The sequence below is a fragment of the Chlorogloeopsis fritschii PCC 6912 genome (genome assembly GCF_000317285.1).
Taxonomy (GTDB): Bacteria; Cyanobacteriota; Cyanobacteriia; order Cyanobacteriales; family Nostocaceae; genus Chlorogloeopsis; species Chlorogloeopsis fritschii.
Genome location: NZ_AJLN01000122.1, coordinates 1 through 26851 on the forward strand (window position 1 = coordinate 1; position 26851 = coordinate 26851).

Consider the following 26851-nt stretch of genomic DNA (forward strand, 5'->3'; position numbering starts at 1 on the left):
GATAATCTTGCCGTTCAAACTAATAATTTATCTTCTAAACCCGCCCGTACAGTAGTTAGTAGGTTGCTTGTCTATTCCTCCCCTTGTCCCCGTGTCCCCGTGTCCCCTTGTCTCCTGATTGATTACGATCCCAGCTTGAAAGCTTCCAGAAACATACTATAGGTAAGACCAACTTTCAGAGAGTTGACTGATTGTACCCAGAATGCTTGTCGTGCTATTATGCCGCGATTATAAAATATCCTACTGGCGATTTCTGTCATCACCACTAAAATTGCTGCTGCAACTATGTCCCATTGAGCAGTTTGACCGGCTGTACTCGAAATAGCCGATCCTAGAAAAAAACCGGACAAAAAACTTATTAAAATTACGGCTAGCCGTCGCCAAGGATTAAAAAGCCATAGCCGCAAACGGTTAGCAATGACATTGGAAAGATTGTTAAGACGAGTGTTTTGCATTAGTGAGACAGTGCGAACGCATCAGGAGTTAAAGGGTGTACACCTCTAAGCCCATATACCCACCTTTGAAAAGGTTTTAGTCAAAATCTGATGAAATAACTCCATGTTGGAGATATTATAGGTTTAACATAAAGTTGTGTGAAAATTATTTGGGGTTCTCCTGGGTTTGGGGTGTAAATCAAAATTTACACGCTTTTTTGTCTTGAGCAAGCGCTAAGAAGTTGAGCATCAAGATTTTTTTGACTTGGGCTACCTTCGGAGTCAATGCTCAAATTGGCACAAATAATACATATCACCCCATAATTCTAGAAGAATCTACGGTGGACAAGCTAGTTTGATTGTCCATTGCGATTGTAGGCAGCTATTTACAAAGAGCCTAGAAAAAGTACTTATTTTTAAATAATTATCAATATGAAATTACCATTGTACTATCGCGCTGTTTTCACAGCTGCCTGTTCAGGATTGCTATTGCTTGCAGGATGCTACGAAGTTAAAGTCTCTTTTGAATCTGAGACAACACAATCAAATGCGTCTTCTATTGATACCAGTGAAAAAATTCAGTCAGAAAGTGCGATGGCTTCGACTTTAAGCACTGGGGCATCTACATCTAAAAATTCTTTGTTTGCATATCATCAAAGCTCGGCAGGTAAAGGAGCAGGGCAGGGAACTTTAAGAATGAGCAATCAAACTGAGCAACCCGTGCGTCTTGCTTTGCTAACAAGGCGATCGGGTGTGAAAAGCTCTCCTGGGCAGGCTAATTCTAGTCTTCCAGCACATTGGGATTTTGCTCCTAGAGAAGGTAGTGAGAAGGGGCTAATTTTATCCTTGCCAAACGAGAACTTAAAACTGCAGAAGGGAGATATTTTAGTTGCTTTTGCACAGGATGGATCTCGTCGCTACTGGGGGCCTTATGTTGTAGGAGAAACATCGGCACCTGTGTGGAATCCACAAAAACAAGAATGGGAATTGATTTTGAGTCACTAGTCATTAGTCCATATTTTAGTAGGGGCGGGTTTTGTTGATTATCTTTCGGTTCAAACCGACAATTTATCTTCTAAACCCGCCCGTACTTTTCAAAATTTTTCCGGCTGTTAGCTTGTATAAGTTGAGTCAAAATAACAACCAACGATTAGCAAAGAACAAAAAATTATTCATCAACGACTATTGACTAGTGACTGTTATGTATTGACTATTGACTAGTGACTGTTAACTGTTAACTAATGACAATTCGTGCTTTTAACCAGTTTTTCAATAATATTGGCAAGCGCCCAGCCCTTGCTGTAGCTTTGTCAATTTTATGGTTGCTTGTAATTGGTGGGGTAGCTTTCTTTTGGCACTTAGGAAGTATTGGCTTAATTGATGAAACAGAGCCATTGTTTGCAGAAGCTTCCCGCCAAATGTACTTGACTGGTGATTGGATCACGCCATTTTTTAATGGTGAAACTCGTTTCGATAAACCTGCTTTAATTTATTGGTGTCAGGCGATCGCCTATGCCATTTTTGGAGTGAATGAGTGGGCGGTGCGTTTGCCATCAGCGATCGCAGCCATGGGTGTAATTAGCCTAACTTTTTACACCGTGCAGTGGCAACTGGCAACAGAAGATGTTTTAGAGCAAGTTTCTCGCCCTAGCAGACGTTGGTTAACAGCCTCTTTAGCAGCAGCCATACTGGCACTAAGCCCAGAAATGATTGTTTGGGCAAGAACGGGTGTCTCAGATATGCTTTTAACTGGCTGTATAGCATCGGCATTATTTTGCTTTTTTTTGGGATATGCACGTGGGGATAGGGGACAGGGGATAGGGGATAGGGAAATACACAATACCCAGTACCCAGTACCCAGTAGCCAATCCCTAATCCCTAATAAGTGGTACTTGGCTTTTTACGTACTAATTGCTGGTGCAATTTTAACAAAAGGCCCGGTGGGTATTGTCTTGCCAGGGTTAATTATTGGTGCATTTTTACTGTACTTGGGCAAGCTGCCAGAAGTGATGCGGGAAATGAAGGTTCTGGCGGGTGTGCTGATAATAGCTGGTTTATCGCTGCCTTGGTACCTGTTAGTTATTTGGCGTAATGGTTGGAATTATATTAATTCTTTTTTTGGTTACCACAATATTGAACGATTTACAGAAGTAGTTAACGGTCATGCCGCTCCGTGGTATTTTTATTTTGTGGTGGTATTACTGGGTTTTGCCCCCTACTCAGTGTACCTACCACTAGCAATAGCACGAGTAAAATTTTGGCAGCGAAAGTACTGGCTCTCTCAAGAGCGATCGCAACAATTTCGTTTGTTTGCCTTTTTCTGGTTTGTTAGTATATTTGGCTTTTTCACGATCGCCGTCACTAAACTTCCCAGCTACGTCTTACCTCTAATGCCAGCAGCAGCAATCCTCGTGGCGCTATTATGGGGTGATTTACTAAAAGACACGGGGAAATTTTCCACATCTCCCTTGTTCTGGAGTGGTTGGGTAAATGTTGTATTTGTATCAGCAATAGCAGTAGCACTATTTTACGTACCCCAATTGATAGGCACCGATCCGGCTGCACCTCAATTCCGCCAGCTTCTGCAACAGTCTGGTTTATCAGTGTTGGGAGGTATTATCTGGTTAGTATGTGCGGTAGTGTTGGCAGCCTTAATCTTGCGTCGCCGCTGGTTTCCTTTAATGGGAGTGAATTTGTTAGGATTTGCGGCGTTTATGATTTTTGTCCTCACCCCAGCTTTGTTTTTGATAGATCATGAGCGTCAACTACCTTTACGAGAATTGTCGGCGATCGCAGTGCAAGCCCATAAACCAGGTGAAGAATTAATCATGGTAGGCTTTAAAAAGCCTACTGTTGTTTTTTATACTCAGCGTCAGGTAAATTACATCAAAATGAGTGCAGCAGCGGGAGACTATATTAGGAAAGATGCTACGAATAAAGTGCAGGCTGATTCTGTATTAGTTTTAGCGCAACCGAAAAAGTTTCCAGAAATGGGCTTGCAACCATCTAATTATCAAAGTTTAGGAAAGAGCGGTGCTTATCAGTTAATTAGAGTACCTCTGAACCAACAACAGAATCCAAATTAGTATACAAAAAACTTCTAATGTGAATTAGCCGAACTCACCTTCGCAGCAAATAATAGATTGATTGCAAAATCCAATTTTATAATGATAACGACCACAGATGGACACAGATAAACACAGATAAATTATCCGTGTGCATCTGTGTTTATCTGTGGTCGATTTCTAAAACATAATTTTTGCTTGCTATTTTAATTCACATCAGACGTAGTTCAATAATTTATTGATACAAGAACAAGAATATTGATGAAGATAAAATTCTAAAAAAAGAGCTTCAAGCAAATAAATTGCAAGAAGCTCTATTGTTTGAGTCTTTTATACGATGTTGCATTATTCAATGATTACAAATTATATTAATGGCTTACTTCCATCTAAAGAGTTAATTATTAGTTATATAATACTTGCTTGATTTATTAGCTTGTCAAAAAAGTTTAGAATCAAGGAATGATTAAACAAATGGCTGTTGTGTGGGTTATTACAAACTTCTGTGATGCAGAAATTTTGTAATTCTCTTTACAAAAAAACTTAATTTTAGAGTATTTCATCGGACAGAGGTTGCTGTGACTGGCAACTATTACTGTCTCATTAATGACTATCAAAGTAGGGGCTATATTAATGTTTAACTTCCTTAAGCAAGTGAGTGACTACACCAAAGGAACTGTTCAAGCAGCTAGATATATTGGACAAGGGCTTTCAGTTACTTTTGACCATATGCGCCGTCGTCCAATTACGGTGCAGTATCCTTATGAAAAACTCATTCCCTCTGAACGCTTCCGGGGTCGGATTCACTTTGAGTTTGATAAGTGTATTTCTTGTGAAGTTTGTGTTCGCGTATGCCCTATTAACCTCCCAGTAGTAGATTGGGAATTTGACAAAGCAGCTAAAAAGAAAACACTTAAGCATTACAGCATTGACTTTGGGGTTTGCATCTTTTGCGGTAACTGCGTTGAATTTTGCCCAACAAACTGCCTGTCATTTACTGAAGATTACGAACTTTCTGTTTATGACCGCCATCAGTTGAACTTTGATAATGTGGCGATGGGAAGACTACCTTACAAAGTGACGCTAGACCCAATGGTAACTCCATTACGAGAATTAGTGTACTTACCTAAAGGTGCGATCAATCCTCACGGACTACCAGATGATGCTCGTCGTGCTGGTCTGACGCCTTCTGAGATTTTGGAGCAAGAAGAAGATGGACAAGACCAAGGCAACAGAAACTGAGCCTCCCACTTGAATTGTATTGAGATGGTGTTGTGCAAATCCCTGTAAAGGCGAGACTTTATGTCCTACACAAGAAGGATTGAAACTAGAACAGATCCGATGACCATCAACATGGGTTTGGTAGATAGATAGGTAGGCATGAAAAGCGAGGCAAGTATGCCGATATGAAGATGAAATCAGCTTTGGCGATGGTGGGTGCAGGAATGGCTGTGGTTGCTGTGTAACTACAGCGTCGGCTCCGCTGACAGCAGAAAAATCTCCGATTTTTCTGCCCCTGCTGCACCCGCATGGCAATCACATATTGAAAGCAATTCCCTTGTAAATTATCGCCTCTAGAGGGGAAAGAGGTAATTCTCCCTTTTTGAACATAGTGAAAAAAGATAATATGAATGCTTTGAATCAAGAAGTCTCCAGCAAACTGGAATTAATACGCCAAACCCTAACTGAAACTGAAGCGCAAGGTTTGCGTTTGCGCGGTACAGACTGGTTTACTTGGGCAACTGCTGGTAGTTCCAACACCGTACTTCTTACTGCTGAAACTGGAGTAGCAGAAGTTTTGGTAACGTTACAGGATGCTTGGGTATTAACAGACGAAATAGAAGCACAGCGTCTTGTGGATGAAGAACTACCAACTAATTTCAAGTTAAATGTCAACCCTTGGGCAGATGTTACCGTTCGTGAGGCTTTTGTTCGTGATGCTACTGATGGAGGAAAAATTTTAAGCGATCGCCCCATTCCTCATGTTGAAAAGCGATTGCCTTCATCTTTAAAAGAACATAAACAGGTAATGATGCCAAGCGAGTTGGAGCGGTATCGTCAAGTGGGGCGTAAAGCCAGCGAAGCGATGACAGAGGTTCTCAAAGCTGCCAAACCTACTTGGACAGAATATCAATTAGCAGGTGCAGGTGCAGAGGCGTTGTGGGCAAAGGGGCTACATCCAGCGCTAACACTGGTTGCTGGAGAGAGGCGTTTACCGCTATATCGGCATTCTACCCCGACAGGGGAAGAGATTGGACGGGAAGCGATGATGGTGTTTTGCGCTAGAGAATATGGTTTATATGCCAATCTGACGCGATTTGTCAGTTTTGGCAAAGTTTCGGATGAACACGCCGAATTGCACCGCCATATCCGCGAAATAGAAGCCCAAGCATTAAACTTGTGTAAACCTGGAACAACTCTAAATGCAGTTTATGAAACTTTAGCTCAAGCCTATCAACAGCATGGATTTCCTAATGCCATCCGCGAACATCATCAGGGGGGAACCACAGGATATCTGTCGCGAGAAATTATAGCCAATCCCAGTACTACTAAGACTTTGGCAGAAAACATGGCTGTTGCTTGGAACCCAAGTTTACCTGGTGCAAAGATTGAAGATACTTTTGCGATCCTTGATAATGGTAAGTTGGAGAATCTAACTTTTGATCCAAATTTTCCTAGTGTAGAGGTAGAGGGAAGGTTGCGCGCGGTAGTGTTGGAGATGTGAACTACTCCGACTATGCTCTGGCAAAGTTGGGGCTTCCAACTTCATATTGAGTTTTAAAATATGCAAATTAACAAAATTAATAGCGTAAATTAGAGTCAAGAAAAACAATAGAAAAATGTTAATCTGAGCTAGGGAGGAAGGTTCCCTAGCTTAGGTATTCTATTTAGGGGTTGATAATTCCGTAATAAATAGCAGCAACAAATAATAAACTTGCCACGCTAACTGAGATAACACTCAGGAATCGAAGGTCAGGTAACTCTTTACTGATGATTAAATTAACTCTTTGTACCAGAGACATAGGCTCAAATCCCTTGGAATTTGTGGGATTTGTTTTGTCTACTATGAAATCGTTATTCGCTGCTGCTTTTGTTTGGAGTTCTTGTAGATCCATGAGTTTTTCTGTTGTGTATATCTGGCTTATCTTTTGCCATAATTCCAAACATCTCTAATTACTACATCATTCTTAAGAACTACCAAATATAAATTTAAATTGTGGTTGTTAATACAATTTTATTAGCAACTGAATAAAATGTACTTTTTTAGTTCTTATTTATCTATCGTCAGCAATCACTACTAAAGTAATAGTGGATTACCCATTAATGTAGCTCATAACAAGCCTATTTGATTTTTACAAATTTAAAAATATTAAAATTCCCGACTTATCAAATAAGTCGAGAATATTCTTTTTCAAGAATTATTCAGGACTGCTATATAAGTTTAAGATGGAGTGTATATATTGGTAGACCTCTTGATTAAAACTTTCCGATCTTAGTTCTTCCAACAGTTATGCGCTAAAAAAAAGACGGTACAGCAATGACTAAAGTTGTTTTTGGAAATGCTGCCATTGAAGGTGCAAATCGCTGGGGATGGTTTATTGGTCACTTTATCACCCCTAATGAAGATCCGCGCTCAACCGAAACGCTAGAAGTGAAATGGGCAGTCCACAAAGCAGGAGATAGCAGAACTCAATGGGCAGTAAATAACCAAGCTGCTACTCTTTCTATTCTCATTAATGGGCTATTTCGTCTTCAATTTGAAGATAGGGAAATTGTATTAACTCGTGAGGGCGATTACGTGCTTTGGTGTGCAGGTGTGCCCCATAGTTGGCTTGCTGAGTCTGACTGCACTATTCTTACTGTTAGATGGCCTTCAAAGTCTGGCGATAGCGTGGTAATGACAACAAATAGTAAGGGGTAATAGAAAACTACCAATTACCTTTTTGCTCTATTTCTGCTTCCTTTTTCATAGTTTGAAGTGCAGGAGGAATAGGCATTCCCATTGCTTGTGTCAAGGCTTCAGGTGGTTTTTGGCGTGAAGGCGATCGCAGATATTCACCAGTCAGAATGCGAGATCCAACCTTCATGTTGTGAGTGGTGCTGTAGAAACGATGTGTCTGTGTAATTTTACTCCGTTCCTGCATCGAATCATTAGATATTTTTTTGCGAAGCTTAATGATGGCATCGATAATTGCTTCTGGACGAGGCGGGCAACCAGGTATGTAAACATCTATAGGTAGAATTTTATCAGCCCCCCGAACAGCAGTAGGAGAATCAGCGCTGAACATACCACCAGTGATCATGCAGGCTCCCATAGCAATCACATACTTCGGTTCAGGCATCTGCGCGTAAAGACGCATCGTCGGTTGAGACATCTTCATATTCAGAGTACCTGCCAAAATAATTAAATCAGCTTGACGCGGACTTGCACGAGGAATTAAACCAAATCTATCAAAGTCGAACCGCGAGCCAATCAAGGCAGCAAATTCAATAAAGCAGCAGGCAGTACCATACAAAAGAGGCCATAAGCTGGAGAGCCGCGCCCAATTATATAAATCGTCTAGTGTCGTTAAGATGACGTTTTCGGAAAGTTCATTAGTCACTCCATAACTAACTGGAGCCATTATTTTTTCTTTCCCAAAAGAGCCATCTGAGTTGAAATCAGGGGGATTCATCAGTTTCTCTCAAAGAATTTATGAATAGCTGGAATAAAAATCTTGATTGTCAGCTTAATACTTTATGTTTTCTATCTTTCCCCTTAAATTAAGCTTTATAATTTTGAATCCCTTCTATCCTTAGAAGTGGATATTTATTAATTTAATTTGTCATTATCAACACAAAGTTTTTTCCTGTTGTGAAATTGCCAATTTCTAGGCTGTGTCTGCAAAGTACAGTAATCTCTTAATATCGATTGTGTGAGTTTGCAGACACGCCTTAGATACACAAAATTAGGAAACTGTTACGCTAACATCAGCAGTGTTTGCCATTGCCTCTTGAAGTAACTGTGGTAAGCACTGCTCTACTTTTTGAGCTGTCTGCTGCTCTTGCTGCAAGTTTTGCTGTAGTAATTGCACTACTTCGTTCTGGTTCATGTTTTCGGCACCTGCAACTAAGCTACGATAGCAGGTGACCTCAAAGCTTTCTACCTTTGCTTGCGCTCCTGCCACTGCCAAATCCAAAATACTAGGATTATCAGTAGTTAACAGCATCAACTTTTGACCGTCACTAACTAAACCAGCCGCAGCATCACAGTTAATCCGCTTGGGTTGCTGTGCCATCGTGCTAAAAATTTGCTCCAGATTCTTGATTTGCTGTTCAGTTTCCTGAATATGGGTTTGGAGCAACGACTTTAACTGATCGTTAACGACACATTGCAACATCATCTGTTGAGCTTCTAGAAAACGATGTTCAGCATCATATATGCTACAAAGTTCGTAAGCGAACTTTTCTTGCAGGTTTGTGATTTTTGTAATAGCAGCTGGTCGTTCTTGTAGATTAACCATTGTTATTCTCCTACCTGAGGAATTTGGTTGTACTTAACAACCACATCTTCAACCCTACCTTGGCAATATTTGTTGCTCCTCACACCATAGAAACAACTGATTGTAAAAAGGATAAGTGTGATAGAACACAAAATTTAGGTAATTAATAATACTGTTTTTGATGTCTAAAAAAACAATTTTATCCTCTTTAAATAGTGGTATTTTGACACTTTCAAGTATGGACAATCAGAATTTAAAATCCTATGGCGTTGTCGTTGAATTATCCTCAAAAAGCTGCTACTTACTAATTTTTCTGATGGCACAAGTAGAGACGTGCCATGGCACGTCTCTACAATGTCTATTTGTCGCATTCTTTTTTCAAATTGGTATTACTTATAGAATTGTAGGACGTGGCTGTTTGTTTGAAAAGTTAGGTAGCCACCTTGAAGCCCGTAAAAGTGGGGTGTATTTCGTGTTTCCCTATACATTGTCTCGGCACTAGCTTCACTCTTAAGGCTTGGATACAGTTTAAACCTACAGACAGGTAATGGTTTGGTGGGTTATGGCTACTATCAAAGTATGACGCCAATGTTGAGATTTGTTGAAGGAACCTTGACAATGAAAACTGGCTATTCTACTGATTTACAACCTGTTGCTCAAGCTCACAATACATTAAACCGTAATGCCTTTATATTTGGTTGGACTCCCCAAGCCGAACTTTGGAACGGCCGTTTGGCTATGCTCGGCCTTACAACTTACTTAATTTGGAATTTAGCTAGCTCTAACGTGGTTCACGATCTGCTCCACTGAAAAGTTTAGCAATTGACCATTACTTAAATTTCAGTTACAAGTCAAAATGAAACGTCAAATGTGCTGGCATTCGCCACATCCATTTAAACAGAAAATTCTTCACCTGCGTTTGTCCCCTCAAGATCCTTGGCAACCATGTACAAGTTTTCCCCAATATTGCTTACCAGATTATGAAATTCCAGGCGGTTCAAAGGGATATCACACTATGCAAGTCCTTTTAGCTCAAGGTTGGGAGTTAGTGCCATCAAATTTTGGTGCGTCATTGTCTGATTATTTGCCGCTTGAAGCTTAGTAGGCATAATGAACTGCATACATCAGAACAGCAGTCTTTATCTTCCTTGAAATACAGGCATTGCTGATTTAGGGTATGAAAGTGATTTTGTTGGAACCAAAACTCTTGTAGAAACGCTTCAGCCTGCGGCGTAAGCGTCTACATTTAGATTCATGCTGTGACTCAGCAACGCCAAGATACATCTGTGCAAATGTAATGCATAGATGATTATACAGGCATTAAACTGTGCGATGGTTATATACGCACGAAAGACATCGATGAAATAAACTCAGTGCATCTCAAACTGAGCAATCAAATTTATAAATGCGATCGCGCTCCTTAAATTATCACAAAAATTCAAAAGTTTTAGCTATGTTCAACCCACACAGTTAATTCATTGCATTAATAGTTATCCCATTCTTCTATACTAATTAAATCGCCAATAGAATCGCTAAATTTAAAGTTTCTCTCTTCTAACTCATTTTCCACGAAAACCCATTCACAGGTGGTTATGTAATTCAAGAGAATAAAAATCGGTTGATTCCGACTAACAAGCCCCTTTTCCAACAGATATATTACTTCATGTTTAATAAAATTTATCCCATCCATAATAAAGTCATTTATATATTTTCAAATTTTTTATTTTTATAAGATGATATTTCTTATAGCTGATTGTAGTAAATAAAAACTTCTATCTAAAGCTTGAATTTAATGTAAATTTAATTAGTATTGTCAAATACAAATTTTTTTATTTGTTACAACTAAAAACTCTCCATTTGTGGAAAGGCTATACCTTTAAAGTCAATAAAATTGCCTCAGAATAACTGAGGCAATTGTAATGAGCTGCTAAATCTAAAAGAGAGGTTTTGATGTTCTAACTATCCTTAATATAAAATAATTATATTTAAACAACAGCTACCCAAAGAGTTAGTTTATGCAAATTAAGTTTGTATAATTGAATATATTCTTGCTTAAATTAATAGACTACTGAATTTAGAAAAAATTCTCTATCTTTACAACTTATTAAACTTAATAGATATTCCATTATCATTGCCAATTTATCTAGATCAAGATGAAGAGCTTGGTTGCGTGTAGATTTCCTTAGTTTCCATTTGGTGCTGGTTGAGTAAACCACTCCATAGCTCTTTGGGCGATCGCACTCGGAACTGTGTGGAATCCGTTAAATTTGCTGATCTACTTGATAGGTTTTGGGCACATAGACAAAACCATCTCGCTGTGCATCCAGCCCTAGTGGATGTAACCCCGCCACAGCAGTTGTTGTGGGGCGAGTTGGGCGAGACAACAACCGTCCTTGAGTAGCTCCTGAATCAATCTGCTTTGAGCTTTCCATAACTAATAAGTTCCACTTCTGGCAATTGGATAGTTGAGAGACAGCGAGCGGTAAAATCATACCTGCTAGCCCAAACCGGAGTAGTTGCCGTCGTGTCCAGTCAGGAGGAAAGTTGTTGTCTTGTCTCACGGCGTTTTCTTTTTATCCTTGGCTACGAGTGCTGCTCTCCCCCGTGGGTACCCCCGTGCGTAGCTCCAATAGATCCGGTTTAGCAATAAAGCCAAAGTAAGTGGCGATCGCGGCAGTAAATCCATGAAGCCAGACATCATTTCCAAAAATTGGGATCAAGCCCAAAGTTGACTGGGTAGGAGGAAAAAGCCCCATGACAGCTAGTGGTCCGTAGAAGAGCGCTAGTGCTCCACTATAGAGGCGGGCACTGCCCAACGAGGCGGATGCAAAAATTCCCAGAAATCCCACAAGCAGGTGAACAATATTGTGTAAGACGTTGATGGGGAATAATCCCAGCAGATAACCGTATCCAGTTGTGAATGAAAGTCCGGCCATATCAGGTGTAGCCGTAGGCTCTTTAACAAAGCCTCCAATAAATCCCATAAAACCAATTAGAACAAAGATAATGCCAGTAATTAAGGCGAAGTACTGTCCTGCCTTCATCTGTCCTGTTTTCATCATCGAACTCCTTGCTGTTCATAACAATGGAAAATTTTCTTAACTCAACTATTCCTATGGATAGATGGTTAACTTTCTTCTAAGGCAAATTAAATTTGCGCCCCGTTTTTGAAGACTTGTGTTGCCACTACTCCTAATGCTGCTGCTCCCAAGGTGAAGAGCGTACCCCACTTTACCTTTGGATGAGTTTCTAACCAGGTAGAGATGCTCGCCTGTGTGCGATCGCTAAAATCTCCCTCAACGCGATCGAAGTCTGAGATCGGCTCAAATAGATTATCTGGGGCATCTTCTGGCTTGGGTTGGGCTGTCATCTGTGCCTTAAAACCGGTTTGCACTACGAAAGCATCCATCAATCGGGGTGAAAGCCGTTGGGCGAAAAGCATCATCTGTCCAGCATCACCAACAACAATGTCACGGGTTGGATGTTCGGCAACGTAAACAATTGCGTCAGCAACAGGCTGTGGTGAATAGAACGGCGGTATACCCTGTGGTTTGACACCAATCTTGGTGCGGGATTTATTAAACAGGGGCGTGTTAATCGAGGCTGGCATCACATTAAAGACTCCAACCCTGGTTGGCTGCAGGCAGACACAACAAGCGATGCACCTCGTTTGGCAAACAGCAGCGCCGTTTCTCGCCCGATGCCACTTGAAGCTCCTACGACTGCAACAACCTGCTGATTTATCGGCTTTAACTGCATTGTTTCTACTCCTTTATTGTCCAAATTTCCTATAAATCAAAGTTCAGGAAATACAATTTGCTCAAAATTTATTTTGATTATGTTTGAGATGCATTTTGGAGTGATTTTTTAAAATTATATTTATTAATATCTATAGTGCAAATTTAGTAATTAATTAAGCTTTAAAAATCAAACTAATACTTAAAATACCTGCTACTGTTTTCCTAAAACTTCTACCATAGGCACAGACCAATCTCTACCAGAAGAATAGCCTTTATTTAAGTTAATTAGTGACCGTGGTTACAAAAAAGTTATGAATGCCACAACTGCTAAAAAAGTGGTATCAGTTGAAGATTTACTATCAGTAAATATATTGTTAATAGGTATCAAATCAATGTCTTTTGCAGTTGTTGAGCATCCCGAATAGCATAACCATCTGGATCGTTATTGAAGTATACGTACACATCAAATCCTTGGGCGAGGAAAGAACGGATACGTTCAGCCCAGGTAGTTAACTCTTCATCGCTATAACCAATACTTGATTGCCCTTGGTGCATACGAATATAAGTCCAAGGGGTAGTCAAATAGACATCAAGGGGAACTGTTGAGCTTACAGGTAGACAAAGCGCTACACCTGCACGTTCCAGTAGTTTATAAACTTCTGGAATCAACCAGCTTGAATGGCGGAATTCAAATGTAAATCGTTGTTGCGGGTATGTTTGCAGCAATTCCAAAAAAGGCTGAAGACGCTCAATATTAATGTGCCAAGTATGAGGAAATTGAAATAAAATCGGGCCAAGTTTTTCTTGCAATCCAGATGCACGCTCCATTAGGCGCGATAATGGCTCAGTTGGATCTTTTAATTTCTTCATGTGGGTGAGGTAGCGGCTACCTTTAACAGCAAAAATAAATTTTTCTGGAGTTTGCGCTCGCCAACTTTCAAAAATAGACCTTTCTGGCAACTTATAGAAGGAAAAGTTAATTTCTACAGTCGAAAAATGCTGGGCATAAAATGATAGTTGCTGTTCGTTCTTGCAATGCGCTGGATAAAAAATATTCATCCAATGCTTGTAAACCCAACCACTGGTTCCAATTTGCAGCTTACCCATTCAGTTTCTCAGTTACATTATCTCTTGTAAACCACCAAGCCCAAGCCACTAATAAAGCCTGAAAAGGGAGCCGCAACCAAATCAGTGGCGGATCGTGTGGTAATGCTACAACCTCGATGTTATTAACTGCCTGATATAGATTAGCTGGGAAAACAGTAATAAAAAGTACAACGAGAAGCCATGCAGCAAAACGGCTAAGATTAGGAATTAATAATCCGACTCCAGCCAAAACTTCCAAAAATCCGCTAGTGTAAACCAATGCTAGATGGTGGGGAAGGTAATCCGGCACAATCTTCTCAAATCCGCTTGAGTGAGTAAAGTGCAAAGCACCAACTATTACCATCCCTACTGCTAGTATGATTCGGAAGACTAGTTTGTACCTTCTCATGTTCTAAATCTTCACCTCCAGCTATAGTGAAGCCTGATTTTCAGCTAGACTTTTTAGCCTCAAAAACTGCTGACGCATCATCACTAAATCTCCCCACGGCAAAACATAACGTATCCATGACCAAAAGTTATTTCTAGGATATTGAATATGTCCTTTAAGAATTAGACGACAAGTATTTTCTGTAATTGGAAAAATGACATAACTTGCTGCAATATTACCAAACATATCTATAGCTCGTTCGTCATCCATTACTATTGTTAAATGTTGATTTTTTTCAAATTCAACAAGTTTAAAAATGCCCATAACTCTTTGACCAAGAGCTAAATTTTCCACACCTGGAATTAGTTGTTTAGGACTTGGAGGCTCTGAGATTGAATCTTGCACCGGAAAAAACATCCTTTCGAGGCGATCAATCCAGTCATAACTGTAAGAGCCAACCTTGAGTTGACATAGCCATCGAAATAAAATTCGCTCTGGTGCTTTCACACTTATGGCTCGGAAATACGCTTCGTCACTATTTTCTATATAGCGATCGCATGGGAATGGCATCAGCCTTTCTTCAGGCGTAGATCCCCAAGTGTATGCAATATTTCGTATATTGACGTTTACCATTAGTCAGAGTTGAGATTTCCTTTATAGGCTTTCAGAATCAGCACACAGCTAGGTGCGTGTGTGATGATGCTATCCATCACCATTTGCACAGCTACCAACAGCCATCAGGCAAACCCACAAACCCTCGTTACCAGGTTCAACCTGGTAACGAGAACTAGATCGAATGGTGCAAGATATTAGCAGGGTTAATGCGATCGCTAAATTTTCTTTAGCTATCTTGCTCGGTGAGTGAAGCTGCCATCTGCTCTTGCAGTCTGCTTTTAGCTGTTTTAAACTCGGTAGCCATTTGCTTCTGCTGCTCGTGGCTGAAATTGTCGCGGAGTTTGGGGAATATATCCTTCTCTTCTTGATTAATATGAGTTCGCACCGCAGTTCTTAGCTGCTCTACTTTGGCTTTAAACTCGGATGAAGCAGGATCAACAGCCTTAATTTCGTCTAACATCTCCATCACTTCATCGGTTTGAGCGTATATTTCCTGTGTGTGTTCGTAATACGGACGAACTGCTGGGTAAACGACTTGTTCTTCGGCCATACCATGAACTTTGATATCTTTGTAGAGTTGCCCAAAATACTCTTGGATTTTTTGAGGATCGTTAGCACTTAAAATCTCCATAAACAGAGTATCAGCCTTAGTATGATCCATCAGGAGAAGCTCACGGATAGTCATCTCGTCATCGGTACGCGTGACTACACTACCTACCACGCCGGTTAAGGCTGCAACAGCATCTTGAACTCGTGCCCACAGTCCCTGCTGTGGCTGTAGTCCTGTCAGTTCGCGAACACCCAGAATTTCTAGAATCCCTTTGAGTTGCTCTTGATGAGCGCGGTTTTCAAAGTTAACTGTATTTAAAGGAGCGATCGCAGCTTCAACATCAGCACCAACAACTTGAGCAGCTTTGTGGATTAATAGTCCAGCCATCGTTTGCTTATGCTTGAGCAATTCATGCTCTTGTACTTTTTCAAACAAGGTTAGTTCAGAACCTTCCATTAGTTCCTGAACTTGCTCAATCATTTTCTGAGAGGTTTTCTTAGGCTCACCCTTAACGCCGTACTGAACAATCACAGTATCAAGAATGCCTAGGTTTTTTTGATCGTCTTTGAGCATATCCTGTAGGCGATCGCGAATCTCATCATCAGTGCAATCCTGAATAAATTGCTGCTCATTGTTAATCAGCAGATTTTGTAGTGCTTTCATATCTGCCAATTTTGTTGCAATAGAAAGGCGCTTGGTGTCATCCAAAGTTGATACCATTTTTTATTCCTCTAACAATTATTGAAGCCACCAAAATCTATAAAGCCTTCTGCAACTGCCTAGATTCTTTCTTGGTAAACACAGCCGCCCGATCCAGTTCCTCAGTCATATAAGCAACTGCCATATCCTGCGAGTTATACGCCCAGCCAACTCTTCCTTCAGAATCTAGAACAATACACCCAGCTTCTCCTGCAACCCTAGATGCCAAAACGTCAATTGCCATCTGCGCTGCTTCGTCTGGGTGTCTATCCCCATTCAGGAAATCGATCGCAGTTTTAGCTAAAACCACCGGAATAATCGACTCGCCATCACCTGTTGTTGAGCAAGCACCGAGTATATTGTCGGCATATAAGCCACAGCCAACAACCGCACTATCACCGACGCGTCCGGCTTGCTGATTTGTAGTGCCTCCTGTTGAGGTGCCAGCTGCCAAGGTGCCGCTAGCATCTAAAGCCACACAGCCAATGGTGTTGGGACGATCCAGAACTTCTTGCTGCTCCTGCCACTCTTGCCGTTGCTCATCAGCAACCAAGTCTTCTTTTGCACACATCTCGACTCCGTTCTCTGCGGCAAAGCGTTCTGCACTCCGCGCCACAAGGAATCTGGGCTTTTCATTCATAATTTTGCGTGCCACCGAGATGGGATGACGCACACCCTGAACTGCTGCTACTGCTCCCCAACCTAAGGTATTACCCTCCATCATTGCCGCGTCTAGTTCCACTTCTCCGTCGTTGTTAAGTGTTGCTCCCAGGCTGGCGTTAAAAGTCGGACTGGCTTCCAAAACACGGATGGCTGCCTCAACAGCTTCTTGGGCAGATCCCCCTTGTGTCAACACTGCCCAGCCAGCTTCTACAGCTGCCAAACAGCCAGCATTGTTGGCTGCAACCTTGTCTTCTGAGATGGTTTTCGCCCCACCGTGAACAATGATGCTCAGTGTCATATCTTTTCCTGCGTTTTTTGGCTTGTGTATTTGTGTATTCGTTAAGCTTTAAGCGCTCGTGGAATGACTGAAGTCATTTAACAGCAAGTTAACAATTTATTTTGGGATTTACCATGACTAATACTATTGTTTATTAGTTGATTTTTTGGATAAAAATTATAATTTTTGTTTGGTAATATTTATGTCCTTATTGATTTTTCTACTTATAAAGCAACAATAAGCTATGTTTGTTATATCGACTTCTACCAAAAGTTGAGATTAATTTATATCTGTACTACTAAACTTATGATTTATATGTGGAGCTTATTTTCGTTACGTGATTCAAAATTGTATTTAAGCAAACAAACTAACTTCACATTAAATATGCCTTGAGCTAGACAAAAGTTTTTGACATATATGCGGCGCGATCGCTTGTCTTGTTACCAAGATAATTATGAGGAAAAGAATTTACTGAAGAAAAACTGGAAAGCACTTTAACTGGCGGCACTGCCACCCGCTATAAATGGAACAAAAAAGTCAAATCCTCTTTCCTACCTACGGAAGCCGCTACGCGTCTACTGCCTCCTGCCTTGTTTTTTAAGAGCATACTATTTACCCAATCCAGTGCAATCCCTTGTTTTGTAAATTCTGCTCAATATACTGCATTTCTTCCAACGTTTCTCCAGCCACAATTCCAGAAATTCCGGTGTAGATTTTTCCGTATTTAACCTTTTCTAAAGCCGACAAAATGATAAAGTCTTTGCGCTCTAGTTCTGGTTTCAAGGTTACTAAAATAGAATCTAATGTCCCATCCATGCGGTAGTCAGTGGAATATTTAGCTACCTCCTTGCCCAGCCTCAGAAGAGTATGGCGCTGCAAGCAAAGTGGCGTTGAGCCATTAACTCGGAAATTAGCATCAATAGCATAAAGCTGCGCCTCTTTATCTTCCAGCACGTCAAAGCCTATCACGCCGAAATACCCCTGCTGGTGAGCGTACTTACCAATAGTGGCAATCATCGCAAAGAATTTGCTCATCTTAGTTTCGCGGTAGTTAATTAGCCCGCCTAAATAGTTTCCCTCTGGGGTGACAAGTTGGCTTGTAGTGCCGATGAGCGTTATATTTCCTGCCTTATTAATATAGAACTGCACGCAGTAGTTTTGTACGACATTCTTGACGAACTCCGAGACAATAATCACATCGAGTAACTTAATATCGAGATATTTCCTCAATTCTTCAAAGCAGTAGTTCAAATCGCTTTTGCTGTTGATAATATAGGTGCCTTCTCCTGAGAGTCCGTGGGATGTTTTGATTAAGTAGGGGAATTGTTCTGGTAGCTGAATATCTTGGAGACTGACAACGTGGAGATTGTAGCTCCTATATTTCGGACATTGTACTCCTAGTTCGGCTAGCGTTAATTTGCTGAGTAAGTGGTAGTGAGTGTCTTGTGCGATCGCGTGTTTTTGGGGTTGGAGATGATCAAAGGGAAATAGAGTGATGATTTTATCAAAGCGATCGCTATAGCTGAGTTCATCTAAATAAGTCGAGCAGTGTATATGCTCCATGTTGGAGTAGCTAAAGCCAAAATGCTCCTGCCAGTATTCAATTAGCAATTTTTGTGGTGGAATAATCACAATTCCTGGCAGGGTGTCGCCTAAAACGGCTAAATTTTTCCAAGGTTCCTTTTGGCAAACTTTGTCGAAGGGGGTTTTAGTAGCTTCACTACTGCCATCTTGAAGAAAGTATTTTTTCGTGTTGGGGTAAGCCGCCCAACTGGCAGTTGCAGGATAATTTAGGATGAACGCATAACGTTTATCTGTGGTGTCTTGAGCAAACAAATCGGAAAAAGAACTTCCTTGAAAGTGATGAAACTCAGATGTTGCGTTCATAGAAAATGTTTTCAAATCTCACTCCTGCATCTACCTGATCAACAAGGTATTGGTAGCAGAAATTTGATTCCTCCATCTGCAAGTAGAAAGAAAAGGTTGCTCGGTATTATTTCCTATTACTTTTGTTTTTATGTCTTTTAGGTGATTTTCGTCGTTCCACGAGTTTTTGGTGTCAGTAGTAGCTCTGTTGAGTACGGTTTCGTACTGAACTTTACGAGGATAGGAATTATCTTAAAATAATGGTTCTAAAGCATTCGGCATTGCTAGTTATTGTTCTTCAACTTACGACATTAGAGAATTTCCTAGTCTCTTGGTTAAAGAGCCTAATCATTCGATGAAGAATTGATAGCATTTGTCTCTACACAAAACGTTAGGCAAATGTTGTCTGCTTAATTTAGTAACGCTCTTTAGATTCGGACAAAGTACTTCCTGATGATGTGTCATAATTTTTCTTTATCCCTTAATAAATATTTACCGCTCAATGGTCTGCAAGTGCTTGTTGTAGATAGTGACTTTGATTCTAGACTTCTGCTGACAATGGTGTTTGAAGGGTATGGCATTGAGACGATCAGCGCGACGTCAACAAATGAAGCTCTCACAATTCTTAAACAGGTTAAACCAGATCTGCTGATCAGCGAAATTGGCTTGCCCAATGAAGATGGTTACTCGCTGATACACAAGGTGAAAGCTCTTGAGGAAGCGCAACAAATCGAAATTCCAGCGATCGCTCTGACGGTATACGATACGGAAGAAGATTGTGCCAATGCCCTATCGGCAGGCTTTTGTAAGCATTTATCAAAACCTTTTGACATCGACGAGTTAATTGCAACAGTTGCTTGCTTGGCTAGACAAGTTCAATTGGTGCCTGCAAGATGAATGCAACTGCTTTTACTCAACAAATCAAGGCGATGTCTGATCGCTTAGTTGATCTATATCAAGGAATCAATACCTTTTCACTACCGCCTGCTCATCTGTCAGCGGCTCTTCCTGAACTCGGCATTGCCTTTGAGCGACTTCAGGTAGCAGCAGAAATACTGTACCAGCAGAATGAACAGTTATCATTGGCTGACCAAACTGTAAAAGCCGAACGCCAGCGCTACCAGGAGTTGTTGGAGTTTATTCCAGAGGCGTGCCTCTTGACAGATGCGGCAGGAATAATTCAAGAAGCGAATGGGGTGGCTGGTAAGTTGCTTAATTTCCCGCAATCACTGTTGATTGGTAAGTCTCTAACCACTTTTGTAACTCATGAAATGCGGCAACAATTTCAGGTTGAGTTGCAGCGACTTCAGGAAAGACCTTGGAAACAGGAGTGGCAAGTCCGCTTGCAGCCTGTACAAGGAGTAGCTTTTGATGCGAATGTCCTCGTAGAAGTCAATCGCCACACATCAAACCAACCACTAACACTGCGCTGGCTATTGCGTCAGTTGAGCGATCGCAACCAGGTTCAAGTAGCTGAACAGCCTGACAGCAATACTAATGTAGGCTACCCTTTGCAGGTTTATCACAAGGGGGAAACAATTCCTTTAAACCCTCAGACGATTTGGCAGGTTTGTTCGGGACTGGTGAAGCTAACAACGTTTTCTCCTAACGGTCAACAGGTGTTAGTTGGGTTAGCAGGAGCCTCAGCCCCGTTTGGCCCTAGCTTGAGTGTTCTACCGTTCTATGAGGCAACTGCCCTCGCCGATACTAAGTTATGGTGCATTCCCCTCAGCGAGTTCTTGACATCTCCTGAACTCAAACAGCGCCTTTTACCCGCAATTAGCCAACGATTGAGACAAACCGAATCTTTGCTAGCTATTTACGGGCAATCACGAGTCACAGACCGCTTGCATAATTTATTACAGTTATTAAAGCAGGAACTTGGGCAACCTGTAGCGGATGGAACTCGGCTGAGTATTCGTTTAACTCATGAAGACCTTGCCACTGCTTGCTGCACAACTAGAGTTACCGTCACTCGGCTGCTGAGGCAATTACAGCAGCAAAAGAAACTGAGTGTAGACTCCCGTCATCACCTGATTTTGAAGGCATAGGAAAATTTTTGGGGAAAGGGTTAAAGGCAAATGACACTTAAGTTAAGGGCAAGAGGGTAGCTCTGCTGCCCTCTTTTTGTATCTGTAAAAACAGTTCCTTGTTACAAAAACTTTTTTAGAATTAGTCTTCTGGTTTATTTGACTTATCCATTTTGCTCGTTGATAGCCTTTACTTAAGATTTACATAATTGAGCTCAATGACTTGTGTACGAGTTGTGTAACTTTCCAAATGACTGCTGAAAACTATTTGCTTGCTACCCTATCTCGTGAATTATACGAGAAGCTCGCCCCGAAGCGAGTATCGTTGTCTCTGGGTGAAAGACTCCACGGACCTGGAGAGATTATTCAGGATCTCTATTTCCCAATCGATTCCCTAATCTCGACAACCATCACCATGAGTGATGGCTCTGTAGCTGAGACGGGTCTGACTGGCAACCGGGAAGTATTTGGCATCAACACCTTTATGGGCAGAAGTGAGACTACGCAGACTGAATCTGCCATACAGATTCCTGGCAGCGCGATGAAGGTGGATGCGCGGGTGGTGCGGGAGGAGTTCGAGCGCAATAAGGAATTGCGTGACGTGATGCTGCGCTACACTCAAGCCCTGATTGCGCAAATCTCACAGACTGCCGCCTGTAATCGCCTCCATGTCCTGGAGCAACGCTTGGCACGCTGGCTGCTTGAGGTGCAAGACCGTGTTGAATCGAATGAACTTCCACTGACGCAGGAGTTCATTGCCGCTATGCTAGGCGTGCGCCGCGCTGGTGTCACCCAAGCCGCTCAAAAGCTTCAGGAGAGCGGTATTATCTCGTACAATCGCGGTCATATCAAGATCCTCAATCAACAGCGACTAGAAGCAGCTTCGTGTGAGTGTTTCAGAACCGTTAGAGACCAATACGACCAGTTACTCGGAAAAAAGCCAAGAGATTCTGCATCAGGTCTTTGTTGCAAACAGAGGACAGAAGGATGATTTGTATATGCCTTCCCTTATTAATCACTACCTTTTATTCGTCTTTCCACTGCAAGACCGATCGCAATAAACAATACAGTCAAACCTTGAATAGCATAAACTACAGTGACGGGAACACCTGCACTGCGCTGCATTACATTCGCACCACTACGCAAGGCACCAAAAAATAAAGAAGTAATAACTACACCTAAAACACTACCCCGACTGAGGAAGGCGATCGCGATCGCATCAAATCCGTAACCGGGGGAAACTTGTTCAAACAGGCGATATTTCAACCCCATCACCTCAGAAGCACCCGCCAACCCTGCTAATCCACCTGCTAACGCCATCACTAAAATAATTGTGCGTTCTACAGAAATACCAGCGTAACGGGAAGCGATCGGGTTAAATCCGACGGCGGTGATTTGATAACCAACAGGCGATCGCACTAACAACACCCACAAAATTCCTGCTGCAACTAACGCCAGCAAAATTCCCGCATGAGCGAGACTTCCTGGTAAAACAATCGGCAATTGTGCAGATTTGGCAATTAATGGTGAATAAGGGCTAGGTGCATCTGGTGCTTGCAGTGGGTTTTGAACCAAGTAACTAACTAAATTTACGGCAATATAATTCAGCAGCAACGTAGTAATTACCTCATTTACCCCGCGTATAGCTTTGAGATAACCCGGAATCCAACCCCAAACCGCACCAAAGAGAAAACCAGCCAGCAACGCCAGTGGTACGTGAATTATTCCCGGTAAACCTTGCACGTACAACCCTACCAAAGTACTTCCCAAAGCACCCAGATAAATTTGCCCTTCTCCACCGATATTAAATTGCCCTGCACGTAACGCTACCAACACCCCTAAACTAGTTAACAATAGGGGTGCCATTTTGGTGAGAGTATTGCCAAATCCAAAATATGTAGAGAGAGATTCTTGAAATAGGGTGGTATATGCAGTAACAGGATTAGCTCCTGCAAGTAAGATTAGAATTGCGCCGACGATGAGAGCAGATACTATAGCAATTAGAGGCGAGAAAATTGGTAGAGTCAGGCGTTGAATACGGTTAGTTCTAATCATTTACAAGTATCAAATTTTTTGACGGTATTCTGGGGAGAAGTAAATATAGTCTTTGTCCAAAAAATCTATTAGATCTATAAGTGCGTGCTGAAGCAAAATTAATCGTTGCTCGTCATAATCAAATTTATTTGCCAGTTCATCAATATCTTTTTCAAGTTGAATAAACCAGCGTGCTATTTTGCTCAAATCAAAGCTTAATTGCAAGCAGAAAGTATTAAAATCTCAGTCAAATGCTCTACCTTGTTAAACGCAATGATAGCCAACTCCCAACTTCAAAAAATGACTATCGAGGAATACCTCGAATGGGAACCACTACAAGACTGCCGTTATGAATATGTCAACGGTGAAGTCTTGGCAATGACTGGGGGTACTATTCCCCATAATGATATCGCCCTTAACATCTACAGGGCATTATATCCCCATCTACGTTCTAGAGGCTGTCGCATCAATGTTGCAGATGTAAAAGTACAGGTTAGCCCTAATAGCCCATATTACTACCCAGATGTTATTATTAGTTGCGATTCGCGGGACTTGAATGCTCGCAAATTTATTCAATATCCTAAACTAATTATCGAAGTTCTTTCTCCTGGTACAGAAGCCAAAGATAGAGGTGAAAAATTTGCCTACTATCGTACAATTCCTACTTTACAAGAATACATTATCATTGAATCTGAAAAAATTGGAGTCGAATCTTATCGTCGTGGTGAAGGCAGAATGTGGCTTTATTACCCGTACACAGAAGGAGATATCATCACGATAGAAAGCATTGAATTTAGTTGTGCGATTGAACTCCTTTATGAGAATGTGAATTTTGAAAGCGAAGAATGAATATAAAGCTAATTGTTAGCTATCAGTTGAAGCACTAAAGTTTATTGGCAATTGAATATCAGGTATCTCTTCCGCAGTTAAAGTAACTACTTTCCCATCTTGCATAATACTAATCGACTCACCTAATTTGCGATGTCTTTCAATCGCTGCGGCAATAGCTGCTTTTACTCCAGCATCAATTTTGGTGTGTAAGGTTCTCATTTCTGCTTCAGTCATTTCATTCCTCCGTGATTTGACTCCAAATCTCATCTACATAAATGATAGGTTGTCGATCAATAATGCGATCAACCACTAAGATAGGAATTTCCTCCCCGTGTCACCGTGTCCCCGCGTCAGAGCGTCTTGTTATCCCTCCACCCATCAACAAACCTATCTCCTCCACTGTCGCTCTCTGGGCATCCAAAACACCCACAAACTCACCCCTGTACATGACGGCAATCCGATCGCTCATTGCCATCACTTCCTCTAACTCTGTCGAAATGTACAAAATCGCTGCACCGCGATCGCGTTCTGCCAACAACCGCCGCTGTACTGCTTCTGTTGCTCCTACATCCAATCCTCGTGTTGGTTGCATCGCCACAATTAATGCGGGTTCTGCGCTCAATTCCCTTGCCAAAACCACCTTTTGTTGATTTCCCCCCGATAGTTGGCTTACCTTAACATCAATCCCCACCGCTCGGATATCAAATTCTTGCATTGCAGACTTGGCATTTTTAGCTATCGCCTGAGGTTGCAGCAAAAAGCGGCAGCAAAAAGGTACTTTCTTAAAAGCCTTTAAAATCAGATTTTGGGCAATGCTAAATTGCAATACTAAACCCGTTTTCTGCCTATCTTCTGGAATGTACCCCACTACAAGAGGAAAGGAGTTGTGTGTAAACTCAATTTTCCCCTGTCTAACACTTCCCAATCCTGCTACAGCATCAGCTAATTCTCGCTGCCCGTTACCATCCACACCAGCAATACCTAAAATTTCTCCTGCTCGCAGTTCAAAAGTTACATCCCGAACAGCGATCGCACCTCGCTGATCTAGAACTTGCAATTTCTGTACTGACAATACTGTCTTTCCTAGTGATACTGGAGATTTATGCAGCTCTAAAGAAACCTCGCGCCCTACCATTAAGTCTGCTAATTGTTGAGGTGTTGTTTCTTGAGTTGTTTTTGTAGCTACCACACGCCCTCGCCGTAACACTGTTACTGTATCGCATAGGTTCATTACTTCTTCTAACTTATGACTGATAAAAATAATTGTGTTTCCAGCAGTGGCTAATTGGCGGAGAATTGCAAACAAAGACTCTACTTCTAATGGTGTTAAAACAGCTGTTGGTTCATCGAGAATTAATAACTTAGCTTGGCGGTAGAGGACTTTAAGAATTTCTACCCGCTGTTGCATTCCAACTGGTAAGTTTTCTACTTTGGCAGTAGGTTCAACTTCTAATTTGTAAGTTTGAGATAAAGATGCAATTTCTTGGTGTTTTTTACGTAGATTAAGGTGCCAATACTTCTCTTTTCCTAAAATGATATTTTCTGTTACTGTCAATTGGGGTACAAGCATGAAGTGTTGGTGAATCATGCCTATACCTAGTTGAATTGCCTCTTGTGAAGATGTTATTTTTACTAGTTTATTTTCTAAATAAATTTGACCAGATTCAGGTTGATAAATTCCACTAATAATATTCATTAAAGTGGTTTTTCCTGCACCATTTTCGCCTAAAATTGCGTGAATTTCACCCGCTTCAATACTAAGGCTGATATTGTCATTTGCAATAAATGAGCCAAAGCTCTTAGTAATTCCTTCTAGGCGTAAATGTGTCATATTATCGTTTTTTAAACGCAGAGGAGTGCAGAGGAAGCGCAGAGTAACGCAGAGATTTTCATAGATAATTTGCTAAGAAGAATTTCTCGTGCAAACGTAAGCATGAGAAGATTAAGCGGTTGTTCTTTTAACACAACGTGTATTTTTACCACTCTCTTTGCAATTTTCAAAAGTAATCTTTTTAGCAACAATATCCTGCTTTGTACTCAATGCTTCTTTTTGTACTAACTCTGGAACCATGTCACCAAATTTTCCTAGAGTCAAGATATCTGGTCTTTCTAAGCCAATGGTATATATTTGACCTTTCAATTCATTTTTATTTGCTAATTCTGCTAGATAAGCAATAGCTAAATCCATGCGTTTAACAGCACTTGTTAAAACTGCTTTTGGAGCAATTTCTAATTGGTCTTTTGTGTTACCAAAAGCATAGATTTTTTTATCACTTGCTGTTTGTAGCACTACGGGAGAAGCACTATCTAACCATTGGTAAATTACATCAGCGCCAGAAGAAATTAAGGCGAGTGTGGCTTCTTTGCCTTTGGCGACATCATTCCAATCTCCTGTGAAGGAAGACGTAATTTTAATATTTGGCTTCACCGTTTTTGCTCCTAGTTCAAAGCCACGTAATTCTTGCTCCGTAGCTTCAAATTTTTGTCCGGCAATGTAAGCTAGTCTGTTGGATTTTGACATTGATGCACCGATAATGCCACACAAGTAGCTAGCTTGCAGGTGATCTATTCGCAAAGCAGCGATATTTTCGCCTTTAACTGCACCATTTACAGCTACAAAAAATGTGTAGGGAAACTGTGGTGCAACTTGTTGAATAGCTGCATCAAATTGTCCGCCGTGGGCAAACACCACATTGTAATCCTTGCGAGCAAAATCAGATAGTACTTCCGCTTGATCTGCTTGTGCAACTTGTTCTACGTAAGTCGTTTGGGCATCCAGCTTTTGTTTAGCCAACTGTACGCCTTCGTAACCAGATTGATTCCAAGCTTGATCGCTAATTACACCAGGAAGGGCGATCGCTATTTTCAAACTTCTGCCATTCATTGTCAGTTTTGGAGTTTGACCACTACTGCAAGCTTTCAGTAGTAAACTCGTGCTAACTGTAGCTGAACCATACAAAAGAAATTGACGTCTACCAAAATTTAGCGCCATATACCAGTCTTTATAAATAGATCTAGATATAGGTACAGAATACAGAAAAATTCGACAGCTAGCAGCAAGGATAAAGAGGATGGGGAGACAAGGAGGGGGAC

Annotated in this window: 31 protein-coding genes; 11 read left to right on the plus strand and 20 right to left on the minus strand. The window is 41.2% G+C overall.

Annotation, left to right across the window (positions count from 1 at the left end; all coding sequences use genetic code 11):
- Positions 1 to 122 precede the first annotated feature (122 nt).
- A complete protein-coding gene (locus UYC_RS0128345) occupies positions 123 to 455 on the minus strand; it encodes a DUF565 domain-containing protein (RefSeq protein ID WP_016879154.1) in 333 nt (110 codons plus the stop codon).
- A 411-nt stretch (positions 456 to 866) separates the two neighbouring features.
- Between UYC_RS0128345 and UYC_RS0128350 the strand changes: the two genes are divergently transcribed.
- The 4 genes from UYC_RS0128350 (at position 867) to UYC_RS0128365 (ending at position 6221) form a co-directional block, all read left to right on the plus strand.
- Positions 867 to 1439: a hypothetical protein gene (locus UYC_RS0128350; protein WP_016879153.1), complete on the plus strand. Its 573-nt coding sequence runs from the start codon at positions 867 to 869 to the stop codon at positions 1437 to 1439.
- Between the two features lie 236 nt (positions 1440 to 1675).
- Positions 1676 to 3520: an ArnT family glycosyltransferase gene (locus tag UYC_RS0128355; protein WP_016879152.1), complete on the plus strand. Its 1845-nt coding sequence runs from the start codon at positions 1676 to 1678 to the stop codon at positions 3518 to 3520.
- 609 nt (positions 3521 to 4129) lie between these two features.
- Positions 4130 to 4738: an NAD(P)H-quinone oxidoreductase subunit I gene (ndhI, locus tag UYC_RS0128360; protein WP_026087762.1), complete on the plus strand. Its 609-nt coding sequence runs from the start codon at positions 4130 to 4132 to the stop codon at positions 4736 to 4738.
- Positions 4739 to 5123: 385 nt separating this feature from the next.
- Positions 5124 to 6221: a M24 family metallopeptidase gene (locus UYC_RS0128365; protein WP_016879149.1), complete on the plus strand. Its 1098-nt coding sequence runs from the start codon at positions 5124 to 5126 to the stop codon at positions 6219 to 6221.
- A gap of 163 nt (positions 6222 to 6384) precedes the next feature.
- Here UYC_RS0128365 and UYC_RS0128370 read toward each other — a convergent pair whose 3' ends face one another.
- Entirely contained in the window at positions 6385 to 6612 is a 228-nt protein-coding gene (locus tag UYC_RS0128370; protein WP_016879148.1) for a hypothetical protein, read from the minus strand.
- Positions 6613 to 7034: 422 nt separating this feature from the next.
- On the opposite strand from UYC_RS0128370, the gene UYC_RS0128375 reads away from it, so the two are divergent.
- Positions 7035 to 7418 carry a signal peptidase I gene (locus UYC_RS0128375; RefSeq protein ID WP_016879147.1) on the plus strand — a complete coding sequence of 128 codons (384 nt, stop codon included), beginning with the start codon at positions 7035 to 7037 and terminating at the stop codon, positions 7416 to 7418.
- A 7-nt stretch (positions 7419 to 7425) separates the two neighbouring features.
- Here UYC_RS0128375 and nuoB read toward each other — a convergent pair whose 3' ends face one another.
- On the minus strand, positions 7426 to 8172 hold the full coding sequence (nuoB, locus tag UYC_RS0128380; RefSeq protein ID WP_016879146.1) for an NADH-quinone oxidoreductase subunit NuoB: 747 nt from the start codon (positions 8170 to 8172) through the stop codon (positions 7426 to 7428).
- 273 nt (positions 8173 to 8445) lie between these two features.
- Entirely contained in the window at positions 8446 to 9000 is a 555-nt protein-coding gene (locus UYC_RS0128385) for a YciE/YciF ferroxidase family protein (RefSeq protein WP_016879145.1), read from the minus strand.
- A gap of 597 nt (positions 9001 to 9597) precedes the next feature.
- Here UYC_RS0128385 and UYC_RS0128390 point away from each other — a divergent pair.
- The gene (locus UYC_RS0128390; RefSeq protein WP_026087761.1) at positions 9598 to 9789 is read left to right on the plus strand and encodes a chlorophyll a-b binding domain-containing protein; all 192 of its coding nucleotides are present in this window, start codon (positions 9598 to 9600) and stop codon (positions 9787 to 9789) included.
- A 46-nt stretch (positions 9790 to 9835) separates the two neighbouring features.
- Positions 9836 to 10081, plus strand: a complete 246-nt coding sequence (locus UYC_RS0128395; RefSeq protein WP_016879143.1) for a hypothetical protein — start codon at positions 9836 to 9838, stop codon at positions 10079 to 10081.
- Between the two features lie 381 nt (positions 10082 to 10462).
- Here the strand turns inward: UYC_RS0128395 and UYC_RS0128400 are convergent, their stop codons facing one another.
- The 11 genes from UYC_RS0128400 to UYC_RS0128450 all read right to left on the minus strand — a co-directional run bounded on the left by UYC_RS0128400 (position 10463) and on the right by UYC_RS0128450 (position 18884).
- Positions 10463 to 10669 carry a DUF4327 family protein gene (locus UYC_RS0128400; protein WP_016879142.1) on the minus strand — a complete coding sequence of 69 codons (207 nt, stop codon included), beginning with the start codon at positions 10667 to 10669 and terminating at the stop codon, positions 10463 to 10465.
- A gap of 571 nt (positions 10670 to 11240) precedes the next feature.
- Positions 11241 to 11540 carry a hypothetical protein gene (locus UYC_RS0128405; protein WP_016879141.1) on the minus strand — a complete coding sequence of 100 codons (300 nt, stop codon included), beginning with the start codon at positions 11538 to 11540 and terminating at the stop codon, positions 11241 to 11243.
- 12 nt (positions 11541 to 11552) lie between these two features.
- Complete coding sequence (locus UYC_RS0128410) at positions 11553 to 12041, minus strand: DUF4383 domain-containing protein (RefSeq protein WP_235083192.1); 489 nt, start codon at positions 12039 to 12041, stop codon at positions 11553 to 11555.
- 86 nt (positions 12042 to 12127) lie between these two features.
- Positions 12128 to 12589: an SDR family oxidoreductase gene (locus UYC_RS0128415; RefSeq protein WP_026087760.1), complete on the minus strand. Its 462-nt coding sequence runs from the start codon at positions 12587 to 12589 to the stop codon at positions 12128 to 12130.
- Complete coding sequence (locus UYC_RS40225) at positions 12589 to 12738, minus strand: SDR family NAD(P)-dependent oxidoreductase (RefSeq protein ID WP_321164281.1); 150 nt, start codon at positions 12736 to 12738, stop codon at positions 12589 to 12591. The genes UYC_RS0128415 and UYC_RS40225 overlap by 1 nt, the downstream gene beginning before the upstream one ends.
- Before the next feature lie 365 nt (positions 12739 to 13103).
- Positions 13104 to 13826, minus strand: coding sequence for a DUF72 domain-containing protein (locus UYC_RS0128425; protein WP_016879139.1), 723 nt, complete (start codon positions 13824 to 13826; stop codon positions 13104 to 13106).
- Positions 13819 to 14214 carry a DoxX family protein gene (locus UYC_RS0128430; protein WP_026087759.1) on the minus strand — a complete coding sequence of 132 codons (396 nt, stop codon included), beginning with the start codon at positions 14212 to 14214 and terminating at the stop codon, positions 13819 to 13821. The genes UYC_RS0128425 and UYC_RS0128430 overlap by 8 nt, the downstream gene beginning before the upstream one ends.
- A gap of 21 nt (positions 14215 to 14235) precedes the next feature.
- On the minus strand, positions 14236 to 14826 hold the full coding sequence (locus UYC_RS0128435; RefSeq protein ID WP_016879137.1) for a hypothetical protein: 591 nt from the start codon (positions 14824 to 14826) through the stop codon (positions 14236 to 14238).
- Positions 14827 to 15034: 208 nt separating this feature from the next.
- A complete protein-coding gene (locus UYC_RS0128440; RefSeq protein ID WP_016879136.1) occupies positions 15035 to 16078 on the minus strand; it encodes a hemerythrin domain-containing protein in 1044 nt (347 codons plus the stop codon).
- 37 nt (positions 16079 to 16115) lie between these two features.
- Positions 16116 to 17018, minus strand: coding sequence for an isoaspartyl peptidase/L-asparaginase family protein (locus UYC_RS0128445; protein ID WP_016879135.1), 903 nt, complete (start codon positions 17016 to 17018; stop codon positions 16116 to 16118).
- Between the two features lie 591 nt (positions 17019 to 17609).
- Positions 17610 to 18884: an ATP-grasp domain-containing protein gene (locus UYC_RS0128450; protein WP_016879134.1), complete on the minus strand. Its 1275-nt coding sequence runs from the start codon at positions 18882 to 18884 to the stop codon at positions 17610 to 17612.
- Positions 18885 to 19316: 432 nt separating this feature from the next.
- Here UYC_RS0128450 and UYC_RS0128455 point away from each other — a divergent pair, with 432 nt between their 5' ends.
- The 3 genes from UYC_RS0128455 to UYC_RS0128465 all read left to right on the plus strand — a co-directional run bounded on the left by UYC_RS0128455 (position 19317) and on the right by UYC_RS0128465 (position 21884).
- On the plus strand, positions 19317 to 19760 hold the full coding sequence (locus tag UYC_RS0128455; RefSeq protein ID WP_235083191.1) for a response regulator: 444 nt from the start codon (positions 19317 to 19319) through the stop codon (positions 19758 to 19760).
- Positions 19757 to 20914, plus strand: a complete 1158-nt coding sequence (locus UYC_RS0128460) for a helix-turn-helix domain-containing protein (protein WP_016879132.1) — start codon at positions 19757 to 19759, stop codon at positions 20912 to 20914. The genes UYC_RS0128455 and UYC_RS0128460 overlap by 4 nt, the downstream gene beginning before the upstream one ends.
- Before the next feature lie 229 nt (positions 20915 to 21143).
- Positions 21144 to 21884, plus strand: coding sequence for a Crp/Fnr family transcriptional regulator (locus tag UYC_RS0128465; RefSeq protein ID WP_016879131.1), 741 nt, complete (start codon positions 21144 to 21146; stop codon positions 21882 to 21884).
- A 20-nt stretch (positions 21885 to 21904) separates the two neighbouring features.
- Here the strand turns inward: UYC_RS0128465 and UYC_RS0128470 are convergent, their stop codons facing one another.
- Entirely contained in the window at positions 21905 to 22948 is a 1044-nt protein-coding gene (locus tag UYC_RS0128470) for an ABC transporter permease (protein ID WP_016879130.1), read from the minus strand.
- Between the two features lie 9 nt (positions 22949 to 22957).
- On the minus strand, positions 22958 to 23134 hold the full coding sequence (locus tag UYC_RS0128475; RefSeq protein WP_235083190.1) for a hypothetical protein: 177 nt from the start codon (positions 23132 to 23134) through the stop codon (positions 22958 to 22960).
- Between the two features lie 66 nt (positions 23135 to 23200).
- Between UYC_RS0128475 and UYC_RS0128480 the strand changes: the two genes are divergently transcribed.
- The gene (locus UYC_RS0128480; protein ID WP_026087758.1) at positions 23201 to 23776 is read left to right on the plus strand and encodes a Uma2 family endonuclease; all 576 of its coding nucleotides are present in this window, start codon (positions 23201 to 23203) and stop codon (positions 23774 to 23776) included.
- A 15-nt stretch (positions 23777 to 23791) separates the two neighbouring features.
- On the opposite strand, the gene UYC_RS0128485 is transcribed toward UYC_RS0128480, so the two are convergent.
- The 3 genes from UYC_RS0128485 to UYC_RS0128495 all read right to left on the minus strand — a co-directional run bounded on the left by UYC_RS0128485 (position 23792) and on the right by UYC_RS0128495 (position 26750).
- Positions 23792 to 23992 carry a hypothetical protein gene (locus UYC_RS0128485; RefSeq protein ID WP_016879127.1) on the minus strand — a complete coding sequence of 67 codons (201 nt, stop codon included), beginning with the start codon at positions 23990 to 23992 and terminating at the stop codon, positions 23792 to 23794.
- 100 nt (positions 23993 to 24092) lie between these two features.
- Positions 24093 to 25589, minus strand: coding sequence for an ABC transporter ATP-binding protein (locus UYC_RS0128490; RefSeq protein ID WP_016879126.1), 1497 nt, complete (start codon positions 25587 to 25589; stop codon positions 24093 to 24095).
- Positions 25590 to 25700: 111 nt separating this feature from the next.
- Entirely contained in the window at positions 25701 to 26750 is a 1050-nt protein-coding gene (locus UYC_RS0128495; RefSeq protein WP_016879125.1) for a BMP family protein, read from the minus strand.
- Positions 26751 to 26851 lie beyond the last annotated feature (101 nt).